The organism is Bacteroidota bacterium (assembly GCA_016718825.1).
GTDB lineage: Bacteria > Bacteroidota > Bacteroidia > J057 > JADKCL01 > JADKCL01.
Genome location: JADKCL010000008.1, coordinates 222,306 through 246,589 on the forward strand (window position 1 = coordinate 222,306; position 24,284 = coordinate 246,589).

A 24,284-nucleotide genomic window follows, 5' to 3' on the forward strand; every position below is an offset into this window, starting at 1 on the left:
CGTCATCCAAGGACCATTTTGGCGCCAAACATGGTTTTATCTCTTGGTTTTTTTCATTTAGACTGCATGGAGCTTCTGGGTTTGGCGACGTTCCAAGGCGATTCAACGGCAACATGACGCAACGTCGAGAAGCTGGAGTTAGAAAACAGCCTTCGGCAAAGCACGCTCACGGCCATTCGTTCGCAGATGAATCCCCACTTCTTTTTCAATGCCTTGAACACCATTCAGGCATTCATTTTCAGCGACGACAAACGCAATGCCAGCAACTACCTCGGCAAATTCTCCAAGCTCACACGCATGGTCCTTGAAATGTCGGAAAAGGAATTTGTGAGCCTTTCCGATGAAATTCAGGCAATTACACTCTATCTAGAGTTAGAAAAGTCCCGTTTTGGGGACGAATTCCAGTTTCAAATCGAGCTGGGTCCCGGTTTGTCCACCACTTCGATTTACCTGCCATCGATGATCATTCAGCCTTTTGTAGAGAATGCAGTCAAGCATGGACTTTTGCACCTTACAGGTCTGAAGCAATTGCGGGTGACTTTTAGGGAGGAAGGCGAATTGCTGGTGATCGAGGTAGATGACAATGGCATTGGGCGGCGGAGGTCAGAGGAGCTGAACCGTCAGCGGCAGGAGCGCCACCAATCGTTTAGTGTTCAAGCCAATAAAAAGCGCATCGATATCCTGAATGCAGGTTACAACCATATTGGCGTCGCTTATACCGATAAATGCGATGCATCAGGGGCCTCCCTTGGCACACTTGTCAAAATCACATTGGTCAAAATCTACAAAACGCCCCATGAGCAATAATACCATCACCGCGGTGATCATCGATGATGAAGCCAATGCACGTATTTTGTTGCGTGAGATGCTGAAACTGGCCTGTCCACAGGTTGAAGTTCTTGCGGAATGCCCGGATTTGCCCAACGGCGTCAAGGCCTTGCGTAAACTCAAACCCAATTTGGTATTCCTCGACATCGAAATGCCAGGCCACAGCGGACTCGAATTGATGGATTTTTTTGATGAAGAGGAGGTCGGCTTTTCCATCATTTTCACGACTGCCTACCATGAACATGCAATCCAAGCTTTTAAGCTGAATGCAGTGGATTATTTGCTCAAGCCAATGGAAATCAGTGACTTGGAGGATGCGATTGCGCGTTATGTCAAGCGCCAAGGCGCGAGTAACCTGCCGCAGGTGCGGCAGCTAGGGCAGGCGCAGCCCACCCAACGCAGAATCGCTGTCCCCTCAGGAACGACCCTCAAATTCATTGAACCCGATCAAATCATCTACCTGAAAGCAGACAATACCTATACCGAAATCATGCTGCTTGATGGTTCCAAATTGGTGGTGAGCAGGACCTTGAAAAATTTTGAGGAGGCCTTGTCAGAGGACAAAACCTTCTTCCGCTGCCACAAATCCTATATCGTCAATGTTGCCTTCGTCTCCCAATACAACAAATCGGATGGCGGTAGTTTGGTGTTGCAAGGGAAAATCGAAGTTCCGATCACGCCGGATCGGGTTCAGGATTTTTTGGAAACCGTGAGTTTCATCAAGCGATAACAGGGCTTCGCAGGCCTAAATTTGGGTTTCACTAACCGAAATAGCCCTTTCACTGCTTGGTCCGCCTCCAAGATTCCGGCATGCTTCATCTTTGAACCAATCAAAGATCAAAAGAAGAATCATGGAAAACCCCAATCTTTCCTTCGAATTGTGCAAGCCCGAGCACTACCCATCCTTGAACGCGCTCATGGAGCTCTGCTTTTCTGACCTCAAAGGCGGATATGCGCCTGAGGAGGAAATTGAAGCGCTTTCGCGTTTGTATCCTCGCGGACAAATCGTCTGTGTCCTTGACGGGAAGGTAATCGGCGCAAATCTTTCCCGTATCGTGCCGTTTGCGGCTTTCCGCAAGCCGCATACCCAGGAAGACTGCATTGATCAGAGCCGTTTTGAGTTCGATGCAGCCATTGGCGACAGTGTTTACGGCTTGGACGTGTTTGTGCATCCCGACTATCAAAACCTCAAAGTCGGAAAGCAAATCGTCGAACTTTTTGTGAAAAATGTCTTCGAAGACAACTTCTATTGCATGATGGGCATCTGCCGCGTGGTCAATTATCCGGCACACATGCACGAAATGGACTGCGAAACCTATGCCCTGAAGGTCAAAAACAAGGAATTGTATGATCCCTGCTTGAGTTTCCACGTACGCAACGGCATGGAATATGTCAATGTAAGCCCAGGCTTTTGCGAGGATGACGTCGCCTCAGCTGGTTATGGAGTCATCATGGCAAGTTACAACCCCGCGTACGATCCTTCTAAACCTGCGAAAAAGCCAGTGGAATTGGAGTTGAGTGGGGTTATGGTGGCTTAAGGTCGCCTCGAATGGATTCTCGGGGAAGAAGGTTAATTACCGCTTTTATCTGTCGGTAACTTCCATGACCCCGGATGCTCCATGTTTGGATAGTCTGCGCCATAAAATCTCCAATCCAACTCACTGCTGTCTTCAGAATTGGATGCGCTCAGATCGTATCCATTTTCTGGAGAAGCGATCTGCGATTCTTGAATTGTGCCATCATAGGGCTCGGACAGGTAGATCACATTGTTGTTTTGCAGACGCAAGCGAAGCTGGGTTTTGAAGGAACCTTGATATTTGGGAACAATAAAGCAGAAAAATTCATTCGGATGCATCCGTGTAGCCCCACGCCCATTTCCGCAGAAGTCGTGGCACCTGCCTTCAATCGGATACCATTTCCCATCCCTCGCCTTGGCTTCTTGCAGGGCAAAAACGTGACCATCCTTGCCATGCATGTATTTGATTTCGTTCGTTGCGTTTACGACAAACGCAGGAAATCCCATGAGGGTATCGTAAAAAGGGCGGCCTTCCAAAACATCTTGCCGGTAGTCGCAAATCAATTGCAATCCGCTGGCGTCTAGTTCGTTGTGCTCTAGTGTTTTGTAATTCCGAATGCAATCTATCCGAGCCGTGCTGTCTTTGAAGTCCGTCAAACCAAGAAACAAAGAATCACAAAACGGAAATTTCCCAATCGCCCTTGGGCAGAAAAAGTGGAGCGAATCGACTTGGAGGAATGGATTTGAATTGGGTCGGAAAGTTTGGACAATAATAGGGGGCCTGAACCCCTCGTCGGGATCACTTGGGAGGCGAAGATCGCCGCAGCCCCAAAAAAGGGTGACGATAAGGCAGGAAAGGATTGTAAGGTTTCGCATTTTCATTCAATTCTTCGACGCAAGTCCGGACTTTTTCACGCTCCAGATCAGTAATGATGGCAAACGGCGCAATGGATCGTAAATTTTGATAATGAACACTTCCAATGCCCATCAATCAAAAATAACGATTTTCCAGATTGGATATGCGCACCAATTTTTCATGCTCAGTTGACCTGTGTAATCGCATTCCATCAGGCAAAATCTAGCGTCATCGGCGCTCACACCGCACTTTGGGTAGTGCCAACGACGCCTAGCACAAAATCTCGAACTGCTTCCTCAAACTCCCACAGGCGCAACGCTGCCCAATTCCTTGAGTTTCCTTGCATGTGACATCAAGGCTTGCCACAAGGTCGGCTTCAACACGTAAGGAACGCCGTAGGCTTTCGCCGTCGCTGCTACAATCGGCGCGATCTTGGGGTAGTGTACGTGGCAGATGTTGGGGAACAAATGGTGCTCGATCTGGAAATTTAAGCCGCCGATGTACCAGTTGAGGAGGCGGTTTCTTGGGGCAAAATCGGCCGTGGTGTGCATTTCGTGTACAACCCAGTCGTTGTGGATCGTCCCTTCTGCAGTAGGAACGGGCTGTTCGAGACCTTCGACAATGTGTGCTAGCTGAAATACAACGCCCATGATGAATCCGCCGGTGAAGTGCATGACCATCCATGCAAGCACCACTTGCCACCAAGCGTAGTCGCTCAGCCAAATTGGCAAGCCGATGATCACGGCAGCGTACAACACTTTGATCAGAATGACCTTCGCCAACATCATCCCGTAGCCGACATTTTGCTTCTCGAGAATGCCCTTTTTCCGGAAATCCCGCAACCAAGTGAATTCATTGACCAGCATCGTGATCGTAAGGAGGCAATAGAGGAAAAATCCATGGATGTATTGAAACCGGTGAATCTTGTGGAGCGGCGTATGTTCGCTGAGGCGCAAGGGGCCGCCAAGGGTGAGGTCGTCGTCCATGCCGGTGATGTTGGTATAGGTATGGTGGAGCATGTTGTGCTTGACTTTCCAAGTGTACATGCTGTTGCCGAGGATGTTCATGGTGCCGCCAAGCGCCGCATTGAGCCATTTATGCTTGCTGATCGCCTCGTGTGCGCCACCGTGCATGACGCACATGCCGATGCCTGCGAGCCCGATGCCGGCAATGATCGGCAGGAAAATCGCAATCCACCAAGGCAGCGGTAGTACGACCAATACCACGAAGGGCGCGATGTACAACGCCAACATGCTCAGCGTCTGGAAAACAACGGCGCCATTGGCCTTTTGGGAAATGCCATTCGCCTTGAAATATTCATAGACATTCTTCCTGACAGCCGCTGCAAAGCTTTGCTGTTGAGGGTCTTGGGCAACGAATCTCGTTTTTTTCATTTCTTTGGAAGTAAGCACCATACGGCTGAAAATCCTGTTGTTGGCGGTCAAAAGTGTAGCGTCATTGGCGCTCACACCGCGTTTTGGGTAGCGCCAACGACGCTTTGAATTGCGAGGTTAAGCGTCATCTGCGCTCACACCGCGTTTTGGGTAGCGCAAACGACGCGGAAACCCTGACGCACTCGACCTCGAACTGCGATCTCGTACGCCAACTCAAGCTACCGCCGGGACGTGCCCGAGTTCCTTTAGTTTGCGCGCATGGGACACAATCGCGTCCCACAAAGTCGGCTTCAAAATGTAGGGAATGCCATATTCCTTGGCTGTTGCCTCGACAATCGGGGCAATTTTAGGATAATGAATATGGCAAATATTGGGAAACAAGTGGTGCTCAATCTGGAAATTGAGTCCGCCGATATACCAATTGAGCAAGTGGTTGTTGCGGGCGAAATTGGCCGTTGTATGCAACTCATGCACCACCCAGTCGTTTTCGATAAGCCCCTCGGCACTTGGAACGGGTTGATCCACGCCTTCGACGACGTGGGCCAATTGGAAGATCACACTCAGGATAAATCCACCGGTCCAGTGCATGGTAAACCAGCCAATGAGGACCTGCCACCAGGCAAAATCCGTGAACATCAGCGGCAAACCGATGAAAATCGCGAAGTGTACAATTTTGATCAGGATCATTTTGGTCAATGCAAGACCGAAATTCACCTTCTGCTTTTCAAGAATTCCCTGTTTGTGGTAATCAAAGAGCTGCGAAAAGTCCTTGATCATCATCGACAACGTCATCATGCCATAAAAGAAGAAGGCATGAATGTATTGAAAGCGGTTGATGGCTTTCAGTTGCGTGTGTTCACTCAACCGGATCGGACCTTTGGTGGCAATGTCGCGGTCAAGTCCGCTGATATTGGTAAAGGTATGGTGCAGCATGTTGTGTTGCACTTTCCAGGTCAATACACTGTTTCCCAGCAGGTTCATGGTCCCGCCCAACAAGGCATTGATCCATTTTTTGCCGCTGATGGCATCGTGTGCGCCGCCGTGCATCACGCACATTCCAATGCCAGCAAGGCCGACCCCGGCTAGAATTGACATCAGCCAAGCCAACCAACCGGCCATCGGAACGGTCAAAACAAGTACAAATGGAGCAATGTAAAGGGCCAACATGTTGAGCGTCTGAAATACCACGGCGCTGTTGGCTTTTGGCGAAATGCCGTTTTCCTTGAAGTATTGGTTGACATTCTTGCGCAAAGCCGCCGCAAATTGCTGTTCGGCCTTGTCAGAAGCGATAAAACGTGTTTTTTTCATCAAAAGAAACTCAAATCCGCGGCGATACCTGAAGAGGGTTCACCCAAAATCTCCACAAAGGTCGGAAATCTTTCCTAGACCGTTGTAAATAAAGTGTTAACGGGCCGTGATGGTTTGGATGACGGATGCTCAGCGGATCAGAAATCTTCCATTTTGAGCCATTATCCGTGAATGATGTAACTTTTTGCCCTGCATTCGCAACAGCCCTTTTGCTGGAACTTCCCTATTTTGAACGTGTCGAAGAGGAAAACTATCCATCCCAAAAAGAACCCCAAGGTTCGTCCTGAAAATGTCGCCACGCTTGCGCGTGATCTTTGGGAAATTCTCAAAAATGCCTCCAAGGCATGGTACGACAAGGATCCCTTCCGAGAAAGTGCTGTCATTGCTTACTACGCGATCTTTTCCTTGCCGGGTCTGATGGTCGTGATTGTCACGCTTGCAGGATACATTTTCGGGAAAGAAGTGGTAAGCAGCCATGTTGCGGATCAGATTGCGGCTTCTTTGGGGAGCGATACTGCGGCACAGATTCAGGAAATGATACTCAAGGCAGGCAAAAAAGGAACGTCATTCTGGGCTACGGTGCTCGGAATCGTGACGATTTTGATTGGCGCTACCGGGGTTTTTGCCCAATTTCAACATTCCCTGAACCTGATTTGGGGCGTTACGGCTTCGAGTTCGAAATCCGGGCTTTGGAAATTGCTGCGGGTGCGCCTGTTTTCCTTTGGTTTGATTGCATCGATTACGTTCATTCTCATCGTTTCCTTGGTGGTCTCGGCCTTGTTGGCAGCCTTTGGGATCTGGCTCACAGCACATTTTTCGGCATCCTTCCATGTCTTTTTACAGTTGGTGAATGTCCTTTTTTCGCTCGTCATCCTCGCCGGATTGTTTGCGTTGATGTTCAAATTCCTGCCGGATGCGAAGGTGAAATGGCGCCATGTTTGGATTGGGTCCATGGTCACAGCAGTCTTGTTTCACTTCGGAAAATGGGCTTTGGGATTGTATTTCGGAAAGGCGAGTCCGGGAATCGGTTACGGCGCTGCCGGATCGGTGATTTTGATCTTGCTCTGGGTTTCCTATACCTCGATGATCGTATTTTTTGGCGCCGAATTCACACGAGCCTACGCCGATAAATTCTCAGGTGAGGTCAAGCCGACCGCGGTCGCAGTCGTCGACAAGGAGGCTGAAGAACAAAGAGCCCAAAAGGTCGACTGAACCATCAGAGAATCCTGTGCTTTCGGCCGACGATAAAGTAGGCGATGGTGCCGATCAAAGGCACAAACAGCACCGCAATCAGCCAGATGAGTTTCTGGTTTTCAATGAACTCATGCCGCAGAACGTCGATCAAGGCGATCAATGTTGGCAACATCAGCAGGATGAAGATGAGCAACAGCTCGATCATTCCAAGTCCAAAGGCGAAAGTCATATTCGATGGATTGAGTATGTGAAGTATAAGGAATTCGACTACCGAGGACGAGTTTCGGTCTTTTTGGCCAAGAATTGACCGATATTAAAGTTGTAGTTGCCTGAATCGTGGGCATCGAGCATTTCTTTTTTGCCCAAATAGAACTGCCCTTTGTATTCGGGGCCCCGCAAGATGCGGTATTCGGCCATTGCGCCGCCCTTGTTGTCGCCTTTGATGCGGTCAGCAACAAAGGAAGCGAGGTTTCTGGTATATTCCTTCAACTTTGCACCTTCCTGCATTTTTTCCATGGCGTTCAAAGACAGGGGTTTGCCTTCGAGCACCATGTCAAGTACTGATCTGTCTTTCAGGGCATTGAGCAATGGAAGCACGGTTGTTGCAAACGGCACGGGATCTCCCGGATTGACCCAAACGACCACGCGGGCAACTTTGCCGGAGGTGATCAGTTCATTCCATCCGCCAAAATTGACGAAGGAGCGATCACCTCCCATGACATTCAGCTCATTGACAGTAATGATGCCCCGCCTGATCAAAGCCTCTGCAACCGTCGCACCATTGCTATGCGCAACCAGCCGGTCAAAATGCGTCCCGCGGATGCGCTCGATCAATTGTTGGCCCCAAGGTGTGCTCAGGGTGTATTCGCCAAGATAATTGTTGTCGAGGAAGCCACGCAGCAGTTCTTCGTTGCTCAAGTCGTCGGTGGTGGCAAAAATCTCCTCCGCCGCATAGGGCTTCTTGCTCCAAGGACTCGCCAAACCGTTGATGGAATTGTCGGCTTGGGTGTTTTTGATGCCGAGCATCACACCTTCATGGATCACGCGCGTGGGCTTGGGCGTAAGCGAAGGCACGTAGCTGACCTCGTTTTCAAGCTTTCTGAGTTGTGCATTGTAGGTGCCAAGGTCGCTGTTGAGTTTCTCCAGAAACAGCTTGTCGGCTTCCTTTTTGGCCTCCATCGCGAGATTGTAGGCTGCAAGTTCGCGTTGATATTGGGCACGGGCCGCTGCGGCGGCCTCGGCACGTTGGGCAGCGTTGGCAGCATAGTCGCGCTGTGCAATGGCATTGTTCAAATTCGTTTGAATATTGCCATCGTTTGGAAGGAATTTCAGCGCTTTTTTGAAGTGCGAAATGGCCTTGTTCCAATCGCGGCTGTTGTAGGCGGAAATGCCTTTGTTGTTTTCCTGTTGTCCCTCGCGTGCGTACACGCCTGCCAAATGGACATTGCCATCTGAAACAGAAAATGCCGGAGGGGTTGGGGATGAGCCGGAGGATTCGCAATCAACGCATTGCGGAGGATTGACCGCGATCTGATTGAGCGGGCAGCCTGGGCAGGCATCGAGCAACTGTTGGAATGCCTGTGCTTGCAAGGTTCCAGAAAATCCCGACATCAATGCGCCAAAGCTGATGGCAAGCATCAGATGGAAGAAGGGAGAAGATGTTTGCTTTTTCATTGTATTTTCTTGGAATACCTTCATAATGAGATGGGTGCCGAATTATTCGGCAGTTGGGCCGATCAAGAATCCGACGCGCAAAAGCCAACAGGGTGTGATGGCGTATCCACTCGTGGCTTTCGTTCCTGGACGATAGGCAACGTTGACGGAAAGCCCGGAAACGGTCCGAATGGGCGAGAAACTGACTCCACCAAAAAGACAGGTGCGCCAATTGGGTTCCAAGTCCAAGCCTACCATGGCCCCAAGCGTCAAACGCAAGCCCATTTGTCCGATAATCAAAGTTGGCCGCATCGGCAAATACCTTACGCCGAAGTACAGTTCATGGGAATTGACGGCCTTGAGGTCCGGCACGCCGAGGTTTTCCAGATTGATTCGACGGTAATCGTATTCCAGAATGCCGCCAAAACCATTCGTCCCGAAACTGCTGCTCGCCCCAAATCCCAATTGCGAGATTTTTTGAGCCGATACCCCTTGCATCACTTTTGCATTGCCCAAGAATTCTCCATGCACCTCGATGACGCGCATGCTGAACTTTTGCTGGGCATGCGCAGATGTCATGCAAAGGACAAGCAGCAGAATCCAGACCGATTGAAAAAGATAGAAACGCATGGCAAACAAATTTTTCAGGGCCCTTCTCGGATACGACGATGGGATTGTCGTAGGCTCAAAATTCGGTATTTGCCAAAATGGACTTGCTGATGCCGCTTAGTTTTTTAGATGACTTTGGTTTTGTTTTCAAGCGTCGCTATTCCTGCTTATGGCTTGAAAATCAAAGATTCGCTTTTTGAAAATCACTTGGGATCACTTGAATTTTCTGGCTGCTTAGGCTCGAAGAAGACCAGCGCCAGCAATAGAATTCCAACGATCACGTCGACAATGTTCCAAATCGTTCGGCCCAATGCGATTTTTGCAACTGGCTGAAAAAGAATGCCAAGGGAAACGAAAAGCATCACCAATGACCGGTTCTCACGTTCATAAGCAAGGTAGGCAAACCAAAAGAAGGAGCCTGCAGCGGCGAATCGAACGAATTGGAAATACCCGTAGGGCAATGGCGCCAAACAGAGGAACAGCAGGATGGCCAGAATGATTTTGAGGATCTTTTCCATTCTAGGGTGTTTTCTAAAAAGCAGGGAAGATTGTTGGAATCACCCTGGTGATCATGGTTTGCTTTTTCTTCCTTTGACACGTGCATTTGCTCATTGTTTGTTCAGGAACATCGGTGCGGTGGACGTTGTCAGTGCCTAAATTCAGCCTCACTGAAAATTTCATAAATCGTGCCAAAGACGATAAAAAAGGCGAAAACGGAAAAGTACAAGACAGCAATCCCATACCAAAACAAAGGCCACCAAATCCCATTTCCCAGGAAAGAAGCCTGATCACGATTCCAATAGTCTAGAAAGTCCGGCACCAATGCACTGGTGAGCAAAACGTAGTGAAAAAGCCTTCCGAAGCGGCTGTGCGAAAGCTTCTCGACATAAAAAAAGAAGGAGCACGGAATCAGTACAATACCGGCAATGATCGGCCATTGATTCGATTCCACAGCTGGATTGAAAAAATACCAAATCAAGACCATCCAGCCAGCCATCACCGAGATTGCGAAGTTGCGGTTGGCGATTCGCTTGATGCGAACTTTCGTTTTCAAATCCAGGACTTCGTCCGAACCTTCGCCCATTTTGTGCCGTTTGGTTTTCCAACATCAAGCTACGAAAAAATCAGAATCAACGGGATGTGGAAACTAACCCAAACCACAAGGTGGTCATCCTCCTTAACTTGGGCCAGAAGTTCGTTGCATGCATGAATTCAAAGCCTATGAGAAATTGGAAAATCCTGGTGCCGGCATTGTTGATTGCCTTTGGGGTGGTTTCCTGTAATAGCGATGCCGCTTCGTCAGGAAATGCCGCAGGGAATACGGAATCGAATGGAAATTCGCAGGACAATTCGGGAGGCACAGCAATGGTCATGGAGGCTGGCGGATTGAAAATCACCGCATTGACAGGTTCGCCTGAATATCCGGGTGCAAAACTTGGGTTGATCAATCCACCTGCAGGCGCTGACCTCGTGGCAGGAAACAACCGATTCGAATTCAGCGTCGCCAATTTTGAACTTGGAGGATCGACTCCGGGAGCTGAAGACCAAGAAATCGCCAACAATCCGCAAGGACAATACGCGGCCTTGATCCTCAACAATGAGGCTGTGATTCAGATGAATGCCGCGTCATCGGATCAGAAACTCGAAGACGGACATTATATCATGCTTGCCTTTGCCAGCCGCAGTTATCACGAGAGTGTCAAGGCCGAAAGTGGCCACATCCTCCGGAAATTCAACGTTGGGCAACCTGAAAACTACAAGGCGGTGGACCTCAAGGCGCCGCATCTATTCTACCATTGGCCGACGGGCAATGTGACAGGAGAAAAGGTGCTTTTGGATTTTTACTTGGTCAATTGCACGCTCGGCACAGACAATTTCAAGGTGAAAGCCACCATCAACGGCACCGAATTTACCCTTACCAATTGGGCATCCTACACGATCGAAGGCCTGCCGATGGGCGAAAACAAGATCAAATTGGAACTTCTTGACGCCACGGGCGCCACTGTTGCAAGCCCCTTCAACCCCGTCGAGCGGAGCTTCACGCTCGAAGCAGGCGCCTAGGATGGCCGGTAATGCACAGCATTACCTCCTCGCTCTCACACTCACACTCCCACTCACACTGTCTTCAGTACCCCGAGCTCTTTTCCGACTTCGGTAAAAGCGGCAATGGCGCGGTCAAGATGCACTTGATCGTGTCCCGCAGACAATTGCACACGGATGCGCGCCTGACCTTTTGCGACCACAGGGTAGAAGAATCCGATGACGTAGATGCCTTTTTTGAGGAGTGCATCAGCGAATTGTTGGGCCAAAGGTGCTTCATAGAGCATGATGGGCACGATGGGGTGCTCGCCGGGCTTGATGTCAAAACCAGCGGCCGTCATTTTTTCGCGGAAATATTTGGTGTTCCAAGCGAGTTTGTCACGCAGCTCGGTACTGTTGCTGAGCATGTCAAAGACGGCAATGCCTGCACCGACGATCGCCGGAGCGAGGGTATTGCTGAACAGGTAAGGACGGCTGCGCTGACGCAACAATTCGATGATTTCCTTGCGGCCGGTGGTGAATCCGCCGAGAGCTCCTCCGAGGGCTTTGCCCAATGTGCCGGTGATGATGTCGACACGCCCGAGGACGTTGCGGTGTTCGATCGCGCCACGTCCAGTTTTCCCCAAAAATCCCGTCGAATGGCATTCGTCGACCATGACGAGCGCCTTGTATTTGTCGGCGAGGTCGCAGATTTTGTCCAGTTGGGCGATGGTGCCGTCCATGGAGAAGCTGCCGTCAGTGGCGATGAGCTTGTGGCGTGCACCTGCTGCATCTGCTGCTTGCAACTGCGCCTCCAAGTCGGCCATGTCGTTGTGCGTGTAGCGATAGCGCATTGCTTTGCAAAGGCGCACGCCGTCAATGATCGACGCATGGTTCAGCGCATCACTGATGATCGCATCCTTTTCGTCGAGCAAGGGTTCAAATACTCCGCCATTGGCGTCAAAGCAGGCTGCATATAAGATGGTGTCTTCGGTATGCAGGAATTGCGCGATTTTTTCCTCCAGTTCCTTGTGGATGTCTTGCGTGCCGCAGATGAAACGCACCGAACTCATCCCGAATCCATGGCTGTCGATGGCCTTTTTTGCGGCTTCGATCACTGCAGGGTGGCTGCTGAGTCCCAGGTAGTTGTTGGCGCAGAAATTCAGGACGGATTCTCCGGTCGAAACCGTAATCTCAGCGCCTTGTGGGCTCGTGATGATGCGTTCCTTTTTGTAAAGACCCGCTGTGCGGATGTTTTCAAGTTCCTGCTGAAGCTGCGGCTGAAGGGTATCGAACATGTTTTTTGTGATTTAGAACGGGGGCGAAATTACAGAGGAATTTGCGAAGGAGGAAATGCGATTCGTAGATGAAAGGAAGCCGAAAAGCTATACGGCCTCAACGCTTGCTTCAAAAACGGCGCAAATGCATCAAAAAGAAAAGGCGACCTTTTCAGATCGCCTTCCCCTTTATATTCTTGAACCTTGCATTCAGCGAATCACCACGCATGGCTCGCCGCGGTTAGGCAGCAAGATCGGCATGGAGAGGTCCATCACGTTGGCGGCACCGCTTTGGTAGTCGCTTGTGTACTTGATCTCGAGCACTTGAGGTGTCAAGTGGCTGTCATTGTCATAGATGGCAGCTTTCACCATCGTCAGCGCCTGCAAAGTTGCAGCAATGCTCGTAGGAGAAATTTCAGCATTCACAGGGAAGGCAGCTGTGACCTCTTCGGCCTCGATGCCCATGACGGAGCATGTGATGTGGCCTTTGAGTGCACCTTTTGCACCGGACGAAGCTCCGAGTACATACAAATCGGTCACTGTGATGCCTTTCTTGGCTGTTTGCATCACAGCTTCGATACGCATGCCGATACCCACACGTGCAATCCCGATGATTTCGCCAGTTTCGCTGTCTTTTTTGACAGGAAGCGTGGTGTACTTGATGTAGTCGGTTTTGACCACGTAAGTTGTTTTTGCCAAGGAAAGTTCAATCGCTGAATAGCTGATTTCATCCTTGGCGGTGATCATGATGATGTTCTTGTGCGAAAGTTCGTTGGGAAGCAAGTTGATGACCTGCTCGTTGTTGGCTTCATCGCTGAAAATTTCAGAGAATAGACGTCCGTCAAATACTTTGTAGTCCAGCGGAGCCGGTCCCACGCAGATGAAGTCATTGTAGGATTGCTGTGCGTAGAGGCTCATATTGGCCAATAGCACCACCAAAAGCAGGCTTTTAATCACTTTCATAGTTGAATTATAATTCCTTGTAGGATGATAAATGTGCAAATCAATTCCGTAAAAGATCGGGCTGAATTTAGGGAAAATTCAATTACAATCGCAAAGTTTGGATGTTTTTCGGTCGTGGAATTCTCCTGAATGCCCTAAAAAGCAATCGTCTTGACCGCATTTGGTTTTGCCCGCCCTGTTATCGGCAGACCATGAAGGTCTGACCAGCATCGCCGGCAGCCACAAACATGAAGGCATCGCCATCGACGCAAATTTCCGTGCCTACAGCAACCGAAATCTTGACCTTGTCTCCCTTGGCAACGACACCATTGGTCGTTGTGCCACCTGACTTCATCGTGTATTTGACGTCACGCGTGCATTTGTTTTGCAAGGTGACTTCCACGTTTGCTTCCATCCTTGCGGCTGAATGTCCGCCTTTGAAAGTTGTGCTTGGGGTGGAACCCATCGCAAAGGTCAGTGATGCTGACAGCAAAACCGAAGCGCAAACAAGTGTGAAATTTTTCATAACAAATACCTTTTGGATATCAGAACGATCCTAAAGGTTAAAGATACAAAAACCAAGCCAGATTGGTGGGAATGAATTTCTTATCAGCTGACCAATCTGATCGCTTTGTCATTCCTTTGGGGCGGAAAATGTCCCGATTGGCGTCTTTGCGTGCATTTCCCCACAACAGCTTAGCCCGTTTTGAGTACCAATTGGATCCATTGGTCGATTTCCGTGACGATTTTGTAGTTGAAGCGCTTGTTGTAATAATCGCGGTACTCGGGCTTGTTGCGCAATTCAAGACCCTTGGCCATGGAGCCGACCTCGATCATGCCATGGTCAGTTCCGGGGATCATCACAAATTTTCCCTTTCCAGGATGGTAATGATTGACGATTCGGGCGATTTCTTCCATCGAAAAGGCGTCAAAGACTTCAAAATCGGCTTCGCCAAACATGCTCAAGACATGTGCATCCGTTTTTGCCCAAGCATCGGTAAGCGTATGCCGCGAGATTTCCTGCCAATATTCCGCCCGTCGGAAAAGGATGTTGCCGGCAGCATCCAAGGCAAAGTCGCGCTCCAACAAGGCCTTCCATTGCGGATTCTGGATGATTTCGTTGAGGGGCTTGTACAAAACGTAGTGCTCATAAAATAGACGGATATAGGCTTGCATGTCCCCTTCGAAGGCAATGTAATCCTCCTCCGAACGCGGCTCCTGAAACCGCAGCATCATCAGGATGTATTCGTACCAAGTCTGAAAAACAGTTCCGTAAACCGCGATTCCCTTGGGGTGGTAATTGCCTTTTGTCGCCAAAAGTGGAGCCTGCACCCCTCCCATGGAATGACCGACAAGGAAAATGCGGTTTTCTGCGGCCCAGGGGTAGGAAAGAAGCTTCTTGTAACCCGCTTCGAATGCACTCAATTCCTTCTCAAATCCCGTCACTTCGCAGTTGCAAGGGCTTGGACCATCGCCCATTCCAGGTTTTTCCACGCGGTAAATGATGTTTCCCAAGGTTGCAAGGCTGTCAAACAACTTGCGATAGGGGCCGTTGGGGTTCATGTTGTCGATGGAAAAACAATTGTAGCCGGGAATGAAATAGATAATCGGATGCGGCCCCGCGGACTTTGGCGTCATCGTAATCGTACGCAACCATCCGTCCTCAAAAGCCGCTTCATCGTAGAGAATGTCATATTTTGCATTGCTTTGCTCCCGCGCAGCTCCCTTGATTTGTCCCTTCAGCTCCAATTCCTTCGATTTTTTGCCTGCGCTACGCCAAACTTTGATCGAAACCGGATCCCCTTCAAATTTTTGCATCAAAAGTTGGCGCAGACCGTCCCAATCGGGGACGGCCTTGCCATCGAATTGCATGAGTACATCATTGGGAAGTGCGCCAATCGCTTCCATGGTGCCGCCCGGAACGACGGCTGCGACCAACACACCTTGTTTTTGGCCGGAGGCAATCGCAAGCGAATCTGGAATCGGCGCGGGCTGCATGCCCATGAAACATTTTCGGCGCAGGTGGACCGGTTGCTGCGCAAAAAGGTTACTCCAACCCACAAACAAAACGGTGGTCAGAATAATCCAAGCAAAAAAATGCGGTGGTCGAATTCCTTTCATTTCCTAAAATTCGGCGTTTCAATCTGCCAAAAGGGGGAAAATCTTGGGAAAAGTGAAAAGTGAAAAGCAAAAAGTGAAATGAAGGTTGACGATGGGGGGCGACACGACGAGATTCGATGGGGGGATTCGCGTGGTCATAGGCTTCGAATGCATTTTGGGGTAATCTTTATTTCCAGGATGGTTTTCCTGCAAGGGAATCCCAATTGCGCTTCCGATGTTGGGACTGTGCTAAATTCACGTCAGCGATACGTTTCAGTGTTCATTAGTCATGCTGAATTCATTACGGTCAAAGTTCATTTGTCCGTTCCTTTGTAGCGGAGAAGAATCACCTCGCGTTTGGCAATGGATCCCCGGCTCAGGGCAAAATCGGATTTGTATGTATTTGGCGGCTATGTGCTCCTGGGACTAGTCGCCTTGGTCAATCCGTTGACACTGTCATGGTACCAAAATTGGGGATATTTACCACCAGTCCCCGCACATCACTTGTATGCCAACGACATACAATACCTGTTGCCAGCCTTGCTTGACATTTTGGCCTTGGTCAACGGTGGCATCATGGTTTTTGGGCAGCGTAGGTTGAGGTATTACCTGAACGACAGTTTTCCCTTCAACCTCTTTTTGTTCTCCATCTTGTTGGCGATCATGTTTTCATTGAACGTGATTCACCCCGGCAAGTACAATCTCCTTCGAATCGGCTTTTTGGTTTTGCTGGCCTTCTTCCTGACAAATACCTTGTACCAAGCCGTCGTAAAAAAGCGGGATACCGACGAAATTCATCCGTTTTACAGGAACTTGGCGGTGGCCATCTATGGGGTCTGCCTGGTTTTGTTGCTCTTTGAAGGTGTGTTCATGTTTCACAAATCCACCCACCGTTTCAATGGAACGTTGGGTTCGCGGGCATGGTTTCTGAAAAACTGGCAATTGAATACCGAGGGTTACCGGGACTCCGAATACGATTCTACAGCATTGGCAGGAAAGCGCAAGGTGCTGGTGATCGGTGACTCTTTTGTTGCAGGGCATGGCGTCAAAGATCCGAAGGATCGCTTTTCCAATCTATTGGGATCCAAGCTTCCCGCCGAATTTTACCACGTCTTCAATCTGGGTGTGGGTGGCTCCGATACGCGCGACGAAAACAAGCGCTTGCGCGCATTCCCCTACAAACCCGACTTGCTTGTCTTTTCTTGGTATCCCAACGACATTGAGCTCGACGGCGAATTGGCGGGATTGATCCTGCAACATGCGCGCAGCTACCACGACATCTGGGGACCGACGCGGTATTTCGTCCGGAGGTCATTTCTTTGGAATTATATTTATTGGCGATTCCCGCATCCCGACGAACTGAGCGACTATTTTGGCTATATCAAGCAGTGTTTTGCCTACTTGAAGGTGCGCACGATGCACCTCCGCGAAATCGACAAACTGATCGCCTACGGGGATTCCTTGCAGGTGCCGATGGCGGCGGTCGTTTTTCCTTTTTTGGAGAATGCCGAAGGAAGCGCTTTTGCCACGGACATCATCGAGCAACGGTTTCGCAAACACGGCGTACCAGTTGTGGGCGTCAGGCAAATGATCTTGGGAAAGCCGGCCATCGACTACATTGTCAATCAAAACGATCCGCATCCGAATGAAAAGTTGCACGCAATGGTCGCCGATTCATTGTTCCAGATTTTCTCCCGCCAAGGCGTGATCGTCAACGAACCGCTGAGCGCAACCCGCCCCGATCCTACTCCAGCGCCCACGTCTGTCGAAATTGAAAAGCCCGAAAAGCTACCCGCCCCGGTGAAGCCTGAAAAGAAAGCGGATTCGGTCACGAAAAAAGCGCCCGCAAAGAAACAGCCTGCGAAAAAGCCATCGCAAACCATGAAGCCCAAGAAACAAATTCCGGAAAAAGAAAAGCCGATCACCGAACCTACGGTAAAGGAAACCCCGGTCAAGGAATCGACGCCTTCCACAGAACCCGCCCAAAAGCCGGTCGAGCAGCCGACTTCTGTGAAACCCAAGCCGAAGTCGACCTCAAAGCCCAAGCCGAAGGTGGATCCCAATTGGCAGGGATCGCATCCTTTGAAGGAAAATTAAACCATTTTCAGGCCTTTTCCACCAGGATTTCGCGGTCAATCGCGCCTGCAAGCAATTCCACCTCCGCTTGCGCGTTGTCGATTTCGTGGCTGATGTCTTCGCTCGAAACCAGCATAATCCGCACGATTCTTGCCTCGATCACAACTTTGATGCTCTCCACCGAGTTGCGGTGTCCGCGGTCCAATTGATCGGCGATGCGCAAAATCCCAGCCAAAACCCTGACAAGCAGACGTTGTCGTTGCTCCAAGACCTTGAAATGGAAATGGTCGCGGGTCGGCAGGCTCTTGCGGTGATAACGCACGATATTTCCCAAAATGATGATCTCATCATGGGAAAAACCGGAAATATTGCTGTTCATCACCAGGTATTGGCCGTGTTTGTGATGGCCTGAGCGGTTCACAAATTGCCCGATGTCGTGCAGCATCGCAGCGTAGCGCAACAATTCGCGCTCCAAAGTTCCAAACGGATGCAGCGGTTTGAGCTGATCATAGATGCTCTGTGCCAATTCGCTGACTTTGAGCACGTGGGTCTTTTTGTAATCGTATTTTTCGCAGAGGTTGCGGATGGCTTTGGCGCGCAAGTTCCGCGTTGCATTGCCCATAAGCCGGTGCACACGCTCCTTCTGATCCTCGATATAGCGGTACAGAATGCCTTCCTTGAGCGCGTAGGTGGAAACCATCATTTCCTTGCAGCCGATTTCTTCGAGCAAAACCTCAATCAAAAGGCTGCCCATGTTGATCATTTCAGCCCGCAAGGGATCCATACCCGGAATGGCTTCACGCTCCAATTGCGTCGAATGAATCAGCAATTTGTTCAGCTCCCTGAAATCCTTGCCTGAGTAGCGGTAGCTGTTCAGGTTTTCCGAACTGAGGAAGTCTTTTTTGCGTTGCGCGATCATCGCGCTGATGGTTTCATACGTTCCCGAGGCGCCGACCACGAGTTTGATGTCAAACTCTTTGAGCTCGGTGAGCAAACCGGCCATCGTTTGATAAAGGTACTCGCGGATGGCGCGAATCTCGGCGGGTTTCATCGGATCGGAAGGCTGAAACCTGCCAAGCAGGCGCGCCGCGCCGATGTCTAAACTGCGCAGCAACAACGGCTTGCTGTCTCTGGCAACGATAAATTCGACGCTGCCACCGCCGATGTCCAGCACAAGCACGTCCTGATCGGGGGGCATCTGAACGCCGTTGCGTACGCCTTCAAAAATCAGTGAGGCTTCTTCATTGCCGTTGATCACCTTCACGTCCATGCCCGTCTCGGATTTGACAGCGGCAACGAAGCTCTTGCCATTGCTCGCCGAGCGAATGGCAGACGTGGCAATGGCACGTACTTCGGTAATTTGGCGCAGTGAAATGATCTGTTGCAACCTTCTAATCGCTTGCAAGCCCCTTTCATAGGCTGCATCCGAGATGCGTCCAGAATCTAGACCGTGCTCGCCCAGTTCGACGGGTTCCTTGAATTTTTCCAGGACTTTGAATTCCTCACGCTCGTCGATCTCCGCAATCAAGAGGTGAAATGTGTTTGTTCCCAGATCAATAATGGCCAATGATTCCGACATATCTCCGCACAGCTTTACGCTTGCTAGTTACTGCCTTTCGGGTTGCCTGAGAACCGCATTTTTCCACAAATCTTCGCCGGTCGTCGCAAAATTGACTACGGTAAAACCACCTTGCAATGGTTCACATCAGCTTGGCGATTTGATTGCGGAGTTTGCCTCCCTTTTTTGCCGTGGCATTGCGTGTCGATTGGCAGGCACGCTGCACCAAGACCATTGCTTCTGGCAAATCCTTCACTTCATTGGGAAAACTACCCAGCATTTCCACGACTTTTCCAATCGCAATTTCCCTGCATTCGGTGCTGTCAAAGTCATCTTCCGGCACAGCAAGCAACTCGGAAAGGATCAGGCTTTTTAGCGCGGGCTTCTCCTTCGCGATTTGTCCGAGCGCCTCAATGGCGTGGGCGGTCGTGATCAAATGGCCGCTATGCAGGAAGGAAAGCAATCTTGGAAGCTCCGATTCGACCTTGCCAAATCGATCGACCCGTGCGAGACGCCCCATCAGATCGATGGCTGTCCACTGCAAAATCTGGTTTTCGCCTTCCAACATTTGATGCCATCGTGAAAAATGCGGATACAGGAACTCTGGCGATCGCAGTGCAATCTGCAAAAGTTGCTTAGCAAAGCCGTATTTCACCTTCGGGCTTAAGGCATCAAGCTTTCCCAAATCAAAGTCGGTGGAATTTTCGGCGGAATTGGGTGGCGTTGGAATCGTCAAATTCCTGCGGTGAAGTTCGGCAATCAGCTTTGCGGGAATCTCGCGACAGCCACATACCCCCGCATGCTCTAAATGCCAATGAATGCGCTGTTCCAGCGTTGGGTTTTCGGGCATCGGGTGGCTGCGATGCCATGTGACGTTGAGTTTCATAGGCAATCCTTCGTAGGTCAAAGGTCAATACCGCTGCCTACGAAAGCATTGACTTGGATCAACTTGTGAACTGATTTTGCAAGGGTTCCAGGTATGTCTGCGGTTGAATGCAAACTTTGATGGCTGGAAATCAAGGATTAATAGATCGGAATGGTACAAGCATAAAACTTTTCAAGTTGCTTGGAGTTCGCATAGGCGAATGCGGCGTCGGAATTTTCCGCGCGCCAACCATGATCTGTGCAATTGTTCTTCAAATACCGGATGACGCTTTTGGTGGCCCTTTTGGGGCTCACAGCGTTCTTCCTGTTTTCACTCCGGGATTTCAAAGTCGAATTCAGTTTTGATTCCTTCCGACCCAAGGATGCGCCGGAATTGACCTTTTTTGAGCAGTATTCCGACTCGTTTCCCAACCATGAGAATACGATTTTGGTAGCCTTCGCAGGCCCAAACGGCAATGTTTGGAACCTTGGTTTTCTGCGGCAGGTCGATTCCGTTTTTGAGCAGATGCGCGGTCTTGCCAATGTCGATACGGTCGTTTCGCCCACGCGACTGCAACGGTACGAACGATCCGGCATGGGTGTGCGGTCACTTCCATTGTTGAACCTTGATTCGGTAGGTGGGATGGAAGCGGGCAAGCAGCGTGTCCAATCGGATGCATTGTTGGGTTCCGTGTTTTTCTCGGAAGACGGCCAATACATCAGCGGAACACTCCAAGTCGATCCGACAATTTTGGACGCCCCTGCACGCGACACACTCAGCCACGCCTTGCGCAAGGTTGTCGCCGCATCCGGTCTTACACATGTCATCTCGGGCGTACCTTATATACGCACCCAATATGTGGAGATGATCAGCTCCGAATTGGCCTTCTTTCTTTCGATTTCCATCTTCCTTGCCATCGTTGTCATGTTTTGGCTGTTCCGGAGTTGGTGGGGCGTCTTGCTCCCGCTTGTCGGCGTGGGCATTTCCATGGCGTGGACCTTTGGTTTGATGGCCGCGACTGGAAGACCGCTTGACATCATCGGCGAATTGTTGCCCACGGTGCTGTTTGTCTGCGGGGTGAGCGACATCATCCACTTGGTGACCCGCTATCAGCAAGATCTGCAAACAGGTTTGAATGCCAAGGACGCGATGCAAATAACCCTCAGGGAAATTGGCGGCGCCCTGTTGCTCACCTGCATCACCACCGCCATCGGATTTGTGACGCTATACACGTCACCTTTGCCGCCGATTCGGGCATTTGGACTGTATGCTGCCGCCGGTGTTGTTTTTGCATGGATCGCGGTGCTCGTATTCATCCCGATTGTCCTGTTGCGCATCGATCCCGAAAAGGTGCGTTCAAGCAAAGGAACCTCCAACAATCCTTGGTGGGGCCGCCAAATGAACCGGATTTTTCATTGGGTGAAACGCTGGGGCAACTGGATCATGGCGACTTCCGTGGTGATTTGCGCGGTTTCCGTGTATGGCATGTCGCTGATTTCCTACGACAGCTACCTGCTCGACGATGTCTCTCCCAGCGATCCGACCCGCGCCAACATGCAGTTTTTTGAGGATCACTTCTACGGTGCACGGTCCTTCGAAATGGCCATTCTCCCCAAAAACGGCAAACTTGTCACCGACCTCGACATCCTCCAAGACATCGATACGATTCAGGATTTTCTGGATACACAAACGCGCATCAGTCCGTTTTTCTCGACGGTCAACTATCTGAAAGGTGCCAATCAGCTGTACCGCGGCGGCAACGAACGATTTTTCAAGCTGCCCTCCTCTGAAGAAAAGGTGGAAGAATTGCTGGCCTTCGGGTACGTGGGCGGTGCGAAGGAAGTTTTGGAAATGACCATGACGCCCAGTCGTCAAATGGGCCGTCTCAGTGCAAAAATCGGCGATATCGGCAGTTATCGATTCGATTCCATCCGTCAGAACCTGAATACATTCGTCCAGAAAAACTGCCACCCTGAAAATTTCGATTACCACCTCACGGGCCTCGCGGTGATCAACGAAGCCAATGCCGACGTGCTCCGCGACGGTTTGTTTCTGGACTTGGTGATGGCTGTGGTGATGATCGCGATTTTGATGGGCATCATGTTCCGCGACTGGAAAATGGCACTTGTGGCGATGATTCCCAACATTTTGCCACTGTTGGTCACGGCCGGCATGATGGGTTTTTCAGGCATCACCTTGCGGCCATCAACTTCGATTGTGTTTTTGGTGGCCTTCGGCATCGCCACCGACGATACGATCCACTTCATGTCGCGGTTCAGGCATGAGCTGCGCATCGGCCGCGACCTCGAAACAGGCCTGCACAATGCGATGATGGGCACTGGCAAAGCCATGATCATCGCCGGTTTGATTTTGCTTTCGGGCTTTGGAAGCTTGATGACCTCAGACTTTGGAGGCACATTTGTGATTGGCCTGTTTACCACGGTGACCTTGCTTGTTGCATTGCCGGCCGACCTGTTGCTGTTGCCTGCTTTGATCCGTTTGACGGGAATCGGTAAACTAGCAGCAGATCCGACAAGGCGGTAGCCAATGGCTAGATTTGAGGCAAGCAAAAGCTTGGCTTTTTCGTAGTTTTTTGATAACGGCACATTCCTTAAATTGCGCCGCATTTTACCAAAGACACAAGGCGTTAAACGCAAAAAATATGGCAGAAATCCTCGAAATGCCCAAGCTGAGCGACACGATGACAGATGGCGTCGTTGCTGCTTGGCACAAAAAGGTCGGAGAAAAGGTCAATGCAGGCGAATTGCTTGCTGAAATCGAGACCGACAAGGCGACCATGGAATTGGATTCCTTCTACACCGGCACCCTGTTGTGGATTGCTGTGGAAGCCCAAGGATCCGTCACGGTCGGAAAACTGTTGGCAATCATCGGCAAGGAAGGCGACGATGTCAAAGCGATTCTGGCGGACTACGAAGCCAAAAAAGGCGGCGGAAAACCCAGTGTGAGTGCGAGTGTGAGTGAGGAGAAGAAGGCAGCGCCGGTTGCGGAAGCTCCGCAAACTCCTGCGGTTGCCCAGGCCGAAGCCCAGCATGCTGAATCCGACGATGACCGCGTCAAGGCATCGCCGCTGGCAAAGAGCATGGCCAAGTCGCGTGGCATCGACATCAACAGAGTTCAAGGCTCGGGTCCGGAAGGCCGCGTCGTGAAAAAAGACGTCGAAAACTACAAGGAATCCGCAGCAACCGCCAAAGGCTCGGGCATCCCGGCGATGGGCCTGCCAACCGGCAAGGAGGGCTTCACCGAAGTGCCGCTCAGCCAAATGCGCAAAACCATCGCCCGCCGATTGGTCGAAAGCAAAAATACCGCGCCTCACTTTTACCTCACGATGGAGATCGACATGGACAATGTCTGGTCTGCCCGTGCAGCCATCAATGAGTCGGCCCCGGTGAAGGTCTCCTTCAACGACATCGTGATCAAAGCCGTGGCCATGGCCTTGCGTCAGCACCCAGGCGTGAATGCGAGCTGGCGCGGAGAATCCATCCGCTACAACCAACACATCCATATCGGCATGGCCGTGGCGGTGCCCGATGGCTTGATCGTGCCGGTGATCCGCTTTGCCGACAACCTCGGCTTTTCGCAAATCGCAGGCGAAGCCAAAGCGCCTCGCCGAAATGGCCCGCGACAAAAAATTGCAGCCCAGCGATTGGGAAGGCAATACCTTCACGATCAGCAACCTCGGCATGTTTGGCATCGAGGAATTCACCGCGATCGTCAATCCACCAGATGCATGCATCTTGGCCGTCGGCGCGATCCGCGACGTACCCGTGGTCAAAAACGGCGCCGTGGTGCCTGGCAAAACAATGAAAGTGACCCTGAGCTGCGACCACCGCGTGGTCGACGGCGCGGTCGGTTCAGCTTTCTTGAAAACACTGAAAGAATACCTCGAGCAGCCCATGCGGATGCTGATTTGAGGGATTGGGTTTTAATTGAAAAAAGGCACGAAGTTGAATGACTTCGTGCCTTTTTTGATTGGTCCGCTGCAAAAATTAGAAATGGAAATTAGAAATGAGAAATGAGAAATCCCCCCATCATTTCTAATTTCTAATTTCTCATTTCTAATTGCTAACC

21 protein-coding genes and 1 pseudogene are annotated in these 24,284 nt (G+C 50.6%); 8 read left to right on the forward strand and 14 right to left on the reverse strand.

Going from position 1 to position 24,284, the window contains the following annotated elements; translation table 11 throughout:
* The first annotated feature begins 186 nt into the window (after nucleotides 1-186).
* The 3 genes from IPN95_11890 to IPN95_11900 all read left to right on the forward strand — a co-directional run bounded on the left by IPN95_11890 (nucleotide 187) and on the right by IPN95_11900 (nucleotide 2,366).
* Nucleotides 187-807, forward strand: coding sequence for a histidine kinase (locus tag IPN95_11890; protein ID MBK9450083.1), 621 nt, complete (start codon nucleotides 187-189; stop codon nucleotides 805-807).
* Nucleotides 797-1,558 carry a response regulator gene (locus IPN95_11895; protein MBK9450084.1) on the forward strand — a complete coding sequence of 254 codons (762 nt, stop codon included), beginning with the start codon at nucleotides 797-799 and terminating at the stop codon, nucleotides 1,556-1,558. Before IPN95_11890 ends, IPN95_11895 begins: the two co-directional genes overlap by 11 nt.
* Before the next feature lie 121 nt (nucleotides 1,559-1,679).
* Entirely contained in the window at nucleotides 1,680-2,366 is a 687-nt protein-coding gene (locus tag IPN95_11900; GenBank protein ID MBK9450085.1) for a GNAT family N-acetyltransferase, read from the forward strand.
* Nucleotides 2,367-2,398: 32 nt separating this feature from the next.
* Here IPN95_11900 and IPN95_11905 read toward each other — a convergent pair whose 3' ends face one another.
* From IPN95_11905 to IPN95_11915, 3 genes are all read right to left on the reverse strand, one after another.
* Nucleotides 2,399-3,013: a hypothetical protein gene (locus tag IPN95_11905; GenBank protein MBK9450086.1), complete on the reverse strand. Its 615-nt coding sequence runs from the start codon at nucleotides 3,011-3,013 to the stop codon at nucleotides 2,399-2,401.
* 483 nt (nucleotides 3,014-3,496) lie between these two features.
* Nucleotides 3,497-4,594 carry an acyl-CoA desaturase gene (locus IPN95_11910; protein ID MBK9450087.1) on the reverse strand — a complete coding sequence of 366 codons (1,098 nt, stop codon included), beginning with the start codon at nucleotides 4,592-4,594 and terminating at the stop codon, nucleotides 3,497-3,499.
* A 213-nt stretch (nucleotides 4,595-4,807) separates the two neighbouring features.
* On the reverse strand, nucleotides 4,808-5,902 hold the full coding sequence (locus tag IPN95_11915; GenBank protein MBK9450088.1) for an acyl-CoA desaturase: 1,095 nt from the start codon (nucleotides 5,900-5,902) through the stop codon (nucleotides 4,808-4,810).
* A gap of 321 nt (nucleotides 5,903-6,223) precedes the next feature.
* Between IPN95_11915 and IPN95_11920 the strand changes: the two genes are divergently transcribed.
* Complete coding sequence (locus IPN95_11920) at nucleotides 6,224-7,114, forward strand: YihY/virulence factor BrkB family protein (GenBank protein ID MBK9450089.1); 891 nt, start codon at nucleotides 6,224-6,226, stop codon at nucleotides 7,112-7,114.
* 4 nt (nucleotides 7,115-7,118) lie between these two features.
* Here the strand turns inward: IPN95_11920 and IPN95_11925 are convergent, their stop codons facing one another.
* From IPN95_11925 to IPN95_11945, 5 genes are all read right to left on the reverse strand, one after another.
* Nucleotides 7,119-7,325, reverse strand: a complete 207-nt coding sequence (locus tag IPN95_11925) for a PLDc_N domain-containing protein (GenBank protein ID MBK9450090.1) — start codon at nucleotides 7,323-7,325, stop codon at nucleotides 7,119-7,121.
* 38 nt (nucleotides 7,326-7,363) lie between these two features.
* Complete coding sequence (locus tag IPN95_11930; protein ID MBK9450091.1) at nucleotides 7,364-8,770, reverse strand: tetratricopeptide repeat protein; 1,407 nt, start codon at nucleotides 8,768-8,770, stop codon at nucleotides 7,364-7,366.
* Nucleotides 8,771-8,812: 42 nt separating this feature from the next.
* Nucleotides 8,813-9,379, reverse strand: coding sequence for a hypothetical protein (locus IPN95_11935; protein ID MBK9450092.1), 567 nt, complete (start codon nucleotides 9,377-9,379; stop codon nucleotides 8,813-8,815).
* 182 nt (nucleotides 9,380-9,561) lie between these two features.
* On the reverse strand, nucleotides 9,562-9,876 hold the full coding sequence (locus tag IPN95_11940) for a hypothetical protein (GenBank protein MBK9450093.1): 315 nt from the start codon (nucleotides 9,874-9,876) through the stop codon (nucleotides 9,562-9,564).
* Nucleotides 9,877-10,004: 128 nt separating this feature from the next.
* Entirely contained in the window at nucleotides 10,005-10,412 is a 408-nt protein-coding gene (locus IPN95_11945; protein ID MBK9450094.1) for a hypothetical protein, read from the reverse strand.
* Nucleotides 10,413-10,579: 167 nt separating this feature from the next.
* Here IPN95_11945 and IPN95_11950 point away from each other — a divergent pair, with 167 nt between their 5' ends.
* Nucleotides 10,580-11,419, forward strand: coding sequence for a phosphopeptide-binding protein (locus IPN95_11950; protein MBK9450095.1), 840 nt, complete (start codon nucleotides 10,580-10,582; stop codon nucleotides 11,417-11,419).
* Nucleotides 11,420-11,472: 53 nt separating this feature from the next.
* On the opposite strand, the gene kbl is transcribed toward IPN95_11950, so the two are convergent.
* The 4 genes from kbl to IPN95_11970 all read right to left on the reverse strand — a co-directional run bounded on the left by kbl (nucleotide 11,473) and on the right by IPN95_11970 (nucleotide 15,717).
* The gene (gene kbl, locus IPN95_11955) at nucleotides 11,473-12,675 is read right to left on the reverse strand and encodes a glycine C-acetyltransferase (GenBank protein MBK9450096.1); all 1,203 of its coding nucleotides are present in this window, start codon (nucleotides 12,673-12,675) and stop codon (nucleotides 11,473-11,475) included.
* 189 nt (nucleotides 12,676-12,864) lie between these two features.
* A complete protein-coding gene (locus IPN95_11960; GenBank protein MBK9450097.1) occupies nucleotides 12,865-13,617 on the reverse strand; it encodes a hypothetical protein in 753 nt (250 codons plus the stop codon).
* A 178-nt stretch (nucleotides 13,618-13,795) separates the two neighbouring features.
* Nucleotides 13,796-14,122: a hypothetical protein gene (locus tag IPN95_11965; protein ID MBK9450098.1), complete on the reverse strand. Its 327-nt coding sequence runs from the start codon at nucleotides 14,120-14,122 to the stop codon at nucleotides 13,796-13,798.
* A 170-nt stretch (nucleotides 14,123-14,292) separates the two neighbouring features.
* Entirely contained in the window at nucleotides 14,293-15,717 is a 1,425-nt protein-coding gene (locus IPN95_11970; GenBank protein ID MBK9450099.1) for an alpha/beta fold hydrolase, read from the reverse strand.
* Nucleotides 15,718-16,059: 342 nt separating this feature from the next.
* On the opposite strand from IPN95_11970, the gene IPN95_11975 reads away from it, so the two are divergent.
* Nucleotides 16,060-17,793, forward strand: coding sequence for a hypothetical protein (locus IPN95_11975; protein MBK9450100.1), 1,734 nt, complete (start codon nucleotides 16,060-16,062; stop codon nucleotides 17,791-17,793).
* Between the two features lie 7 nt (nucleotides 17,794-17,800).
* Here IPN95_11975 and IPN95_11980 read toward each other — a convergent pair whose 3' ends face one another.
* Together IPN95_11980 and IPN95_11985 are read right to left on the reverse strand one after the other, a co-directional pair.
* Entirely contained in the window at nucleotides 17,801-19,351 is a 1,551-nt protein-coding gene (locus IPN95_11980; GenBank protein MBK9450101.1) for a Ppx/GppA family phosphatase, read from the reverse strand.
* A 121-nt stretch (nucleotides 19,352-19,472) separates the two neighbouring features.
* Nucleotides 19,473-20,216, reverse strand: coding sequence for a hypothetical protein (locus IPN95_11985; GenBank protein ID MBK9450102.1), 744 nt, complete (start codon nucleotides 20,214-20,216; stop codon nucleotides 19,473-19,475).
* A 237-nt stretch (nucleotides 20,217-20,453) separates the two neighbouring features.
* On the opposite strand from IPN95_11985, the gene IPN95_11990 reads away from it, so the two are divergent.
* Both IPN95_11990 and IPN95_11995 read left to right on the forward strand, forming a co-directional pair.
* Nucleotides 20,454-22,739 (forward strand): MMPL family transporter, encoded by a 2,286-nt coding sequence (locus IPN95_11990; GenBank protein ID MBK9450103.1) that lies wholly within the window; start codon nucleotides 20,454-20,456, stop codon nucleotides 22,737-22,739.
* Between the two features lie 118 nt (nucleotides 22,740-22,857).
* Nucleotides 22,858-24,127, forward strand: a pseudogene (locus IPN95_11995) (pyruvate dehydrogenase complex dihydrolipoamide acetyltransferase).
* Nucleotides 24,128-24,284 lie beyond the last annotated feature (157 nt).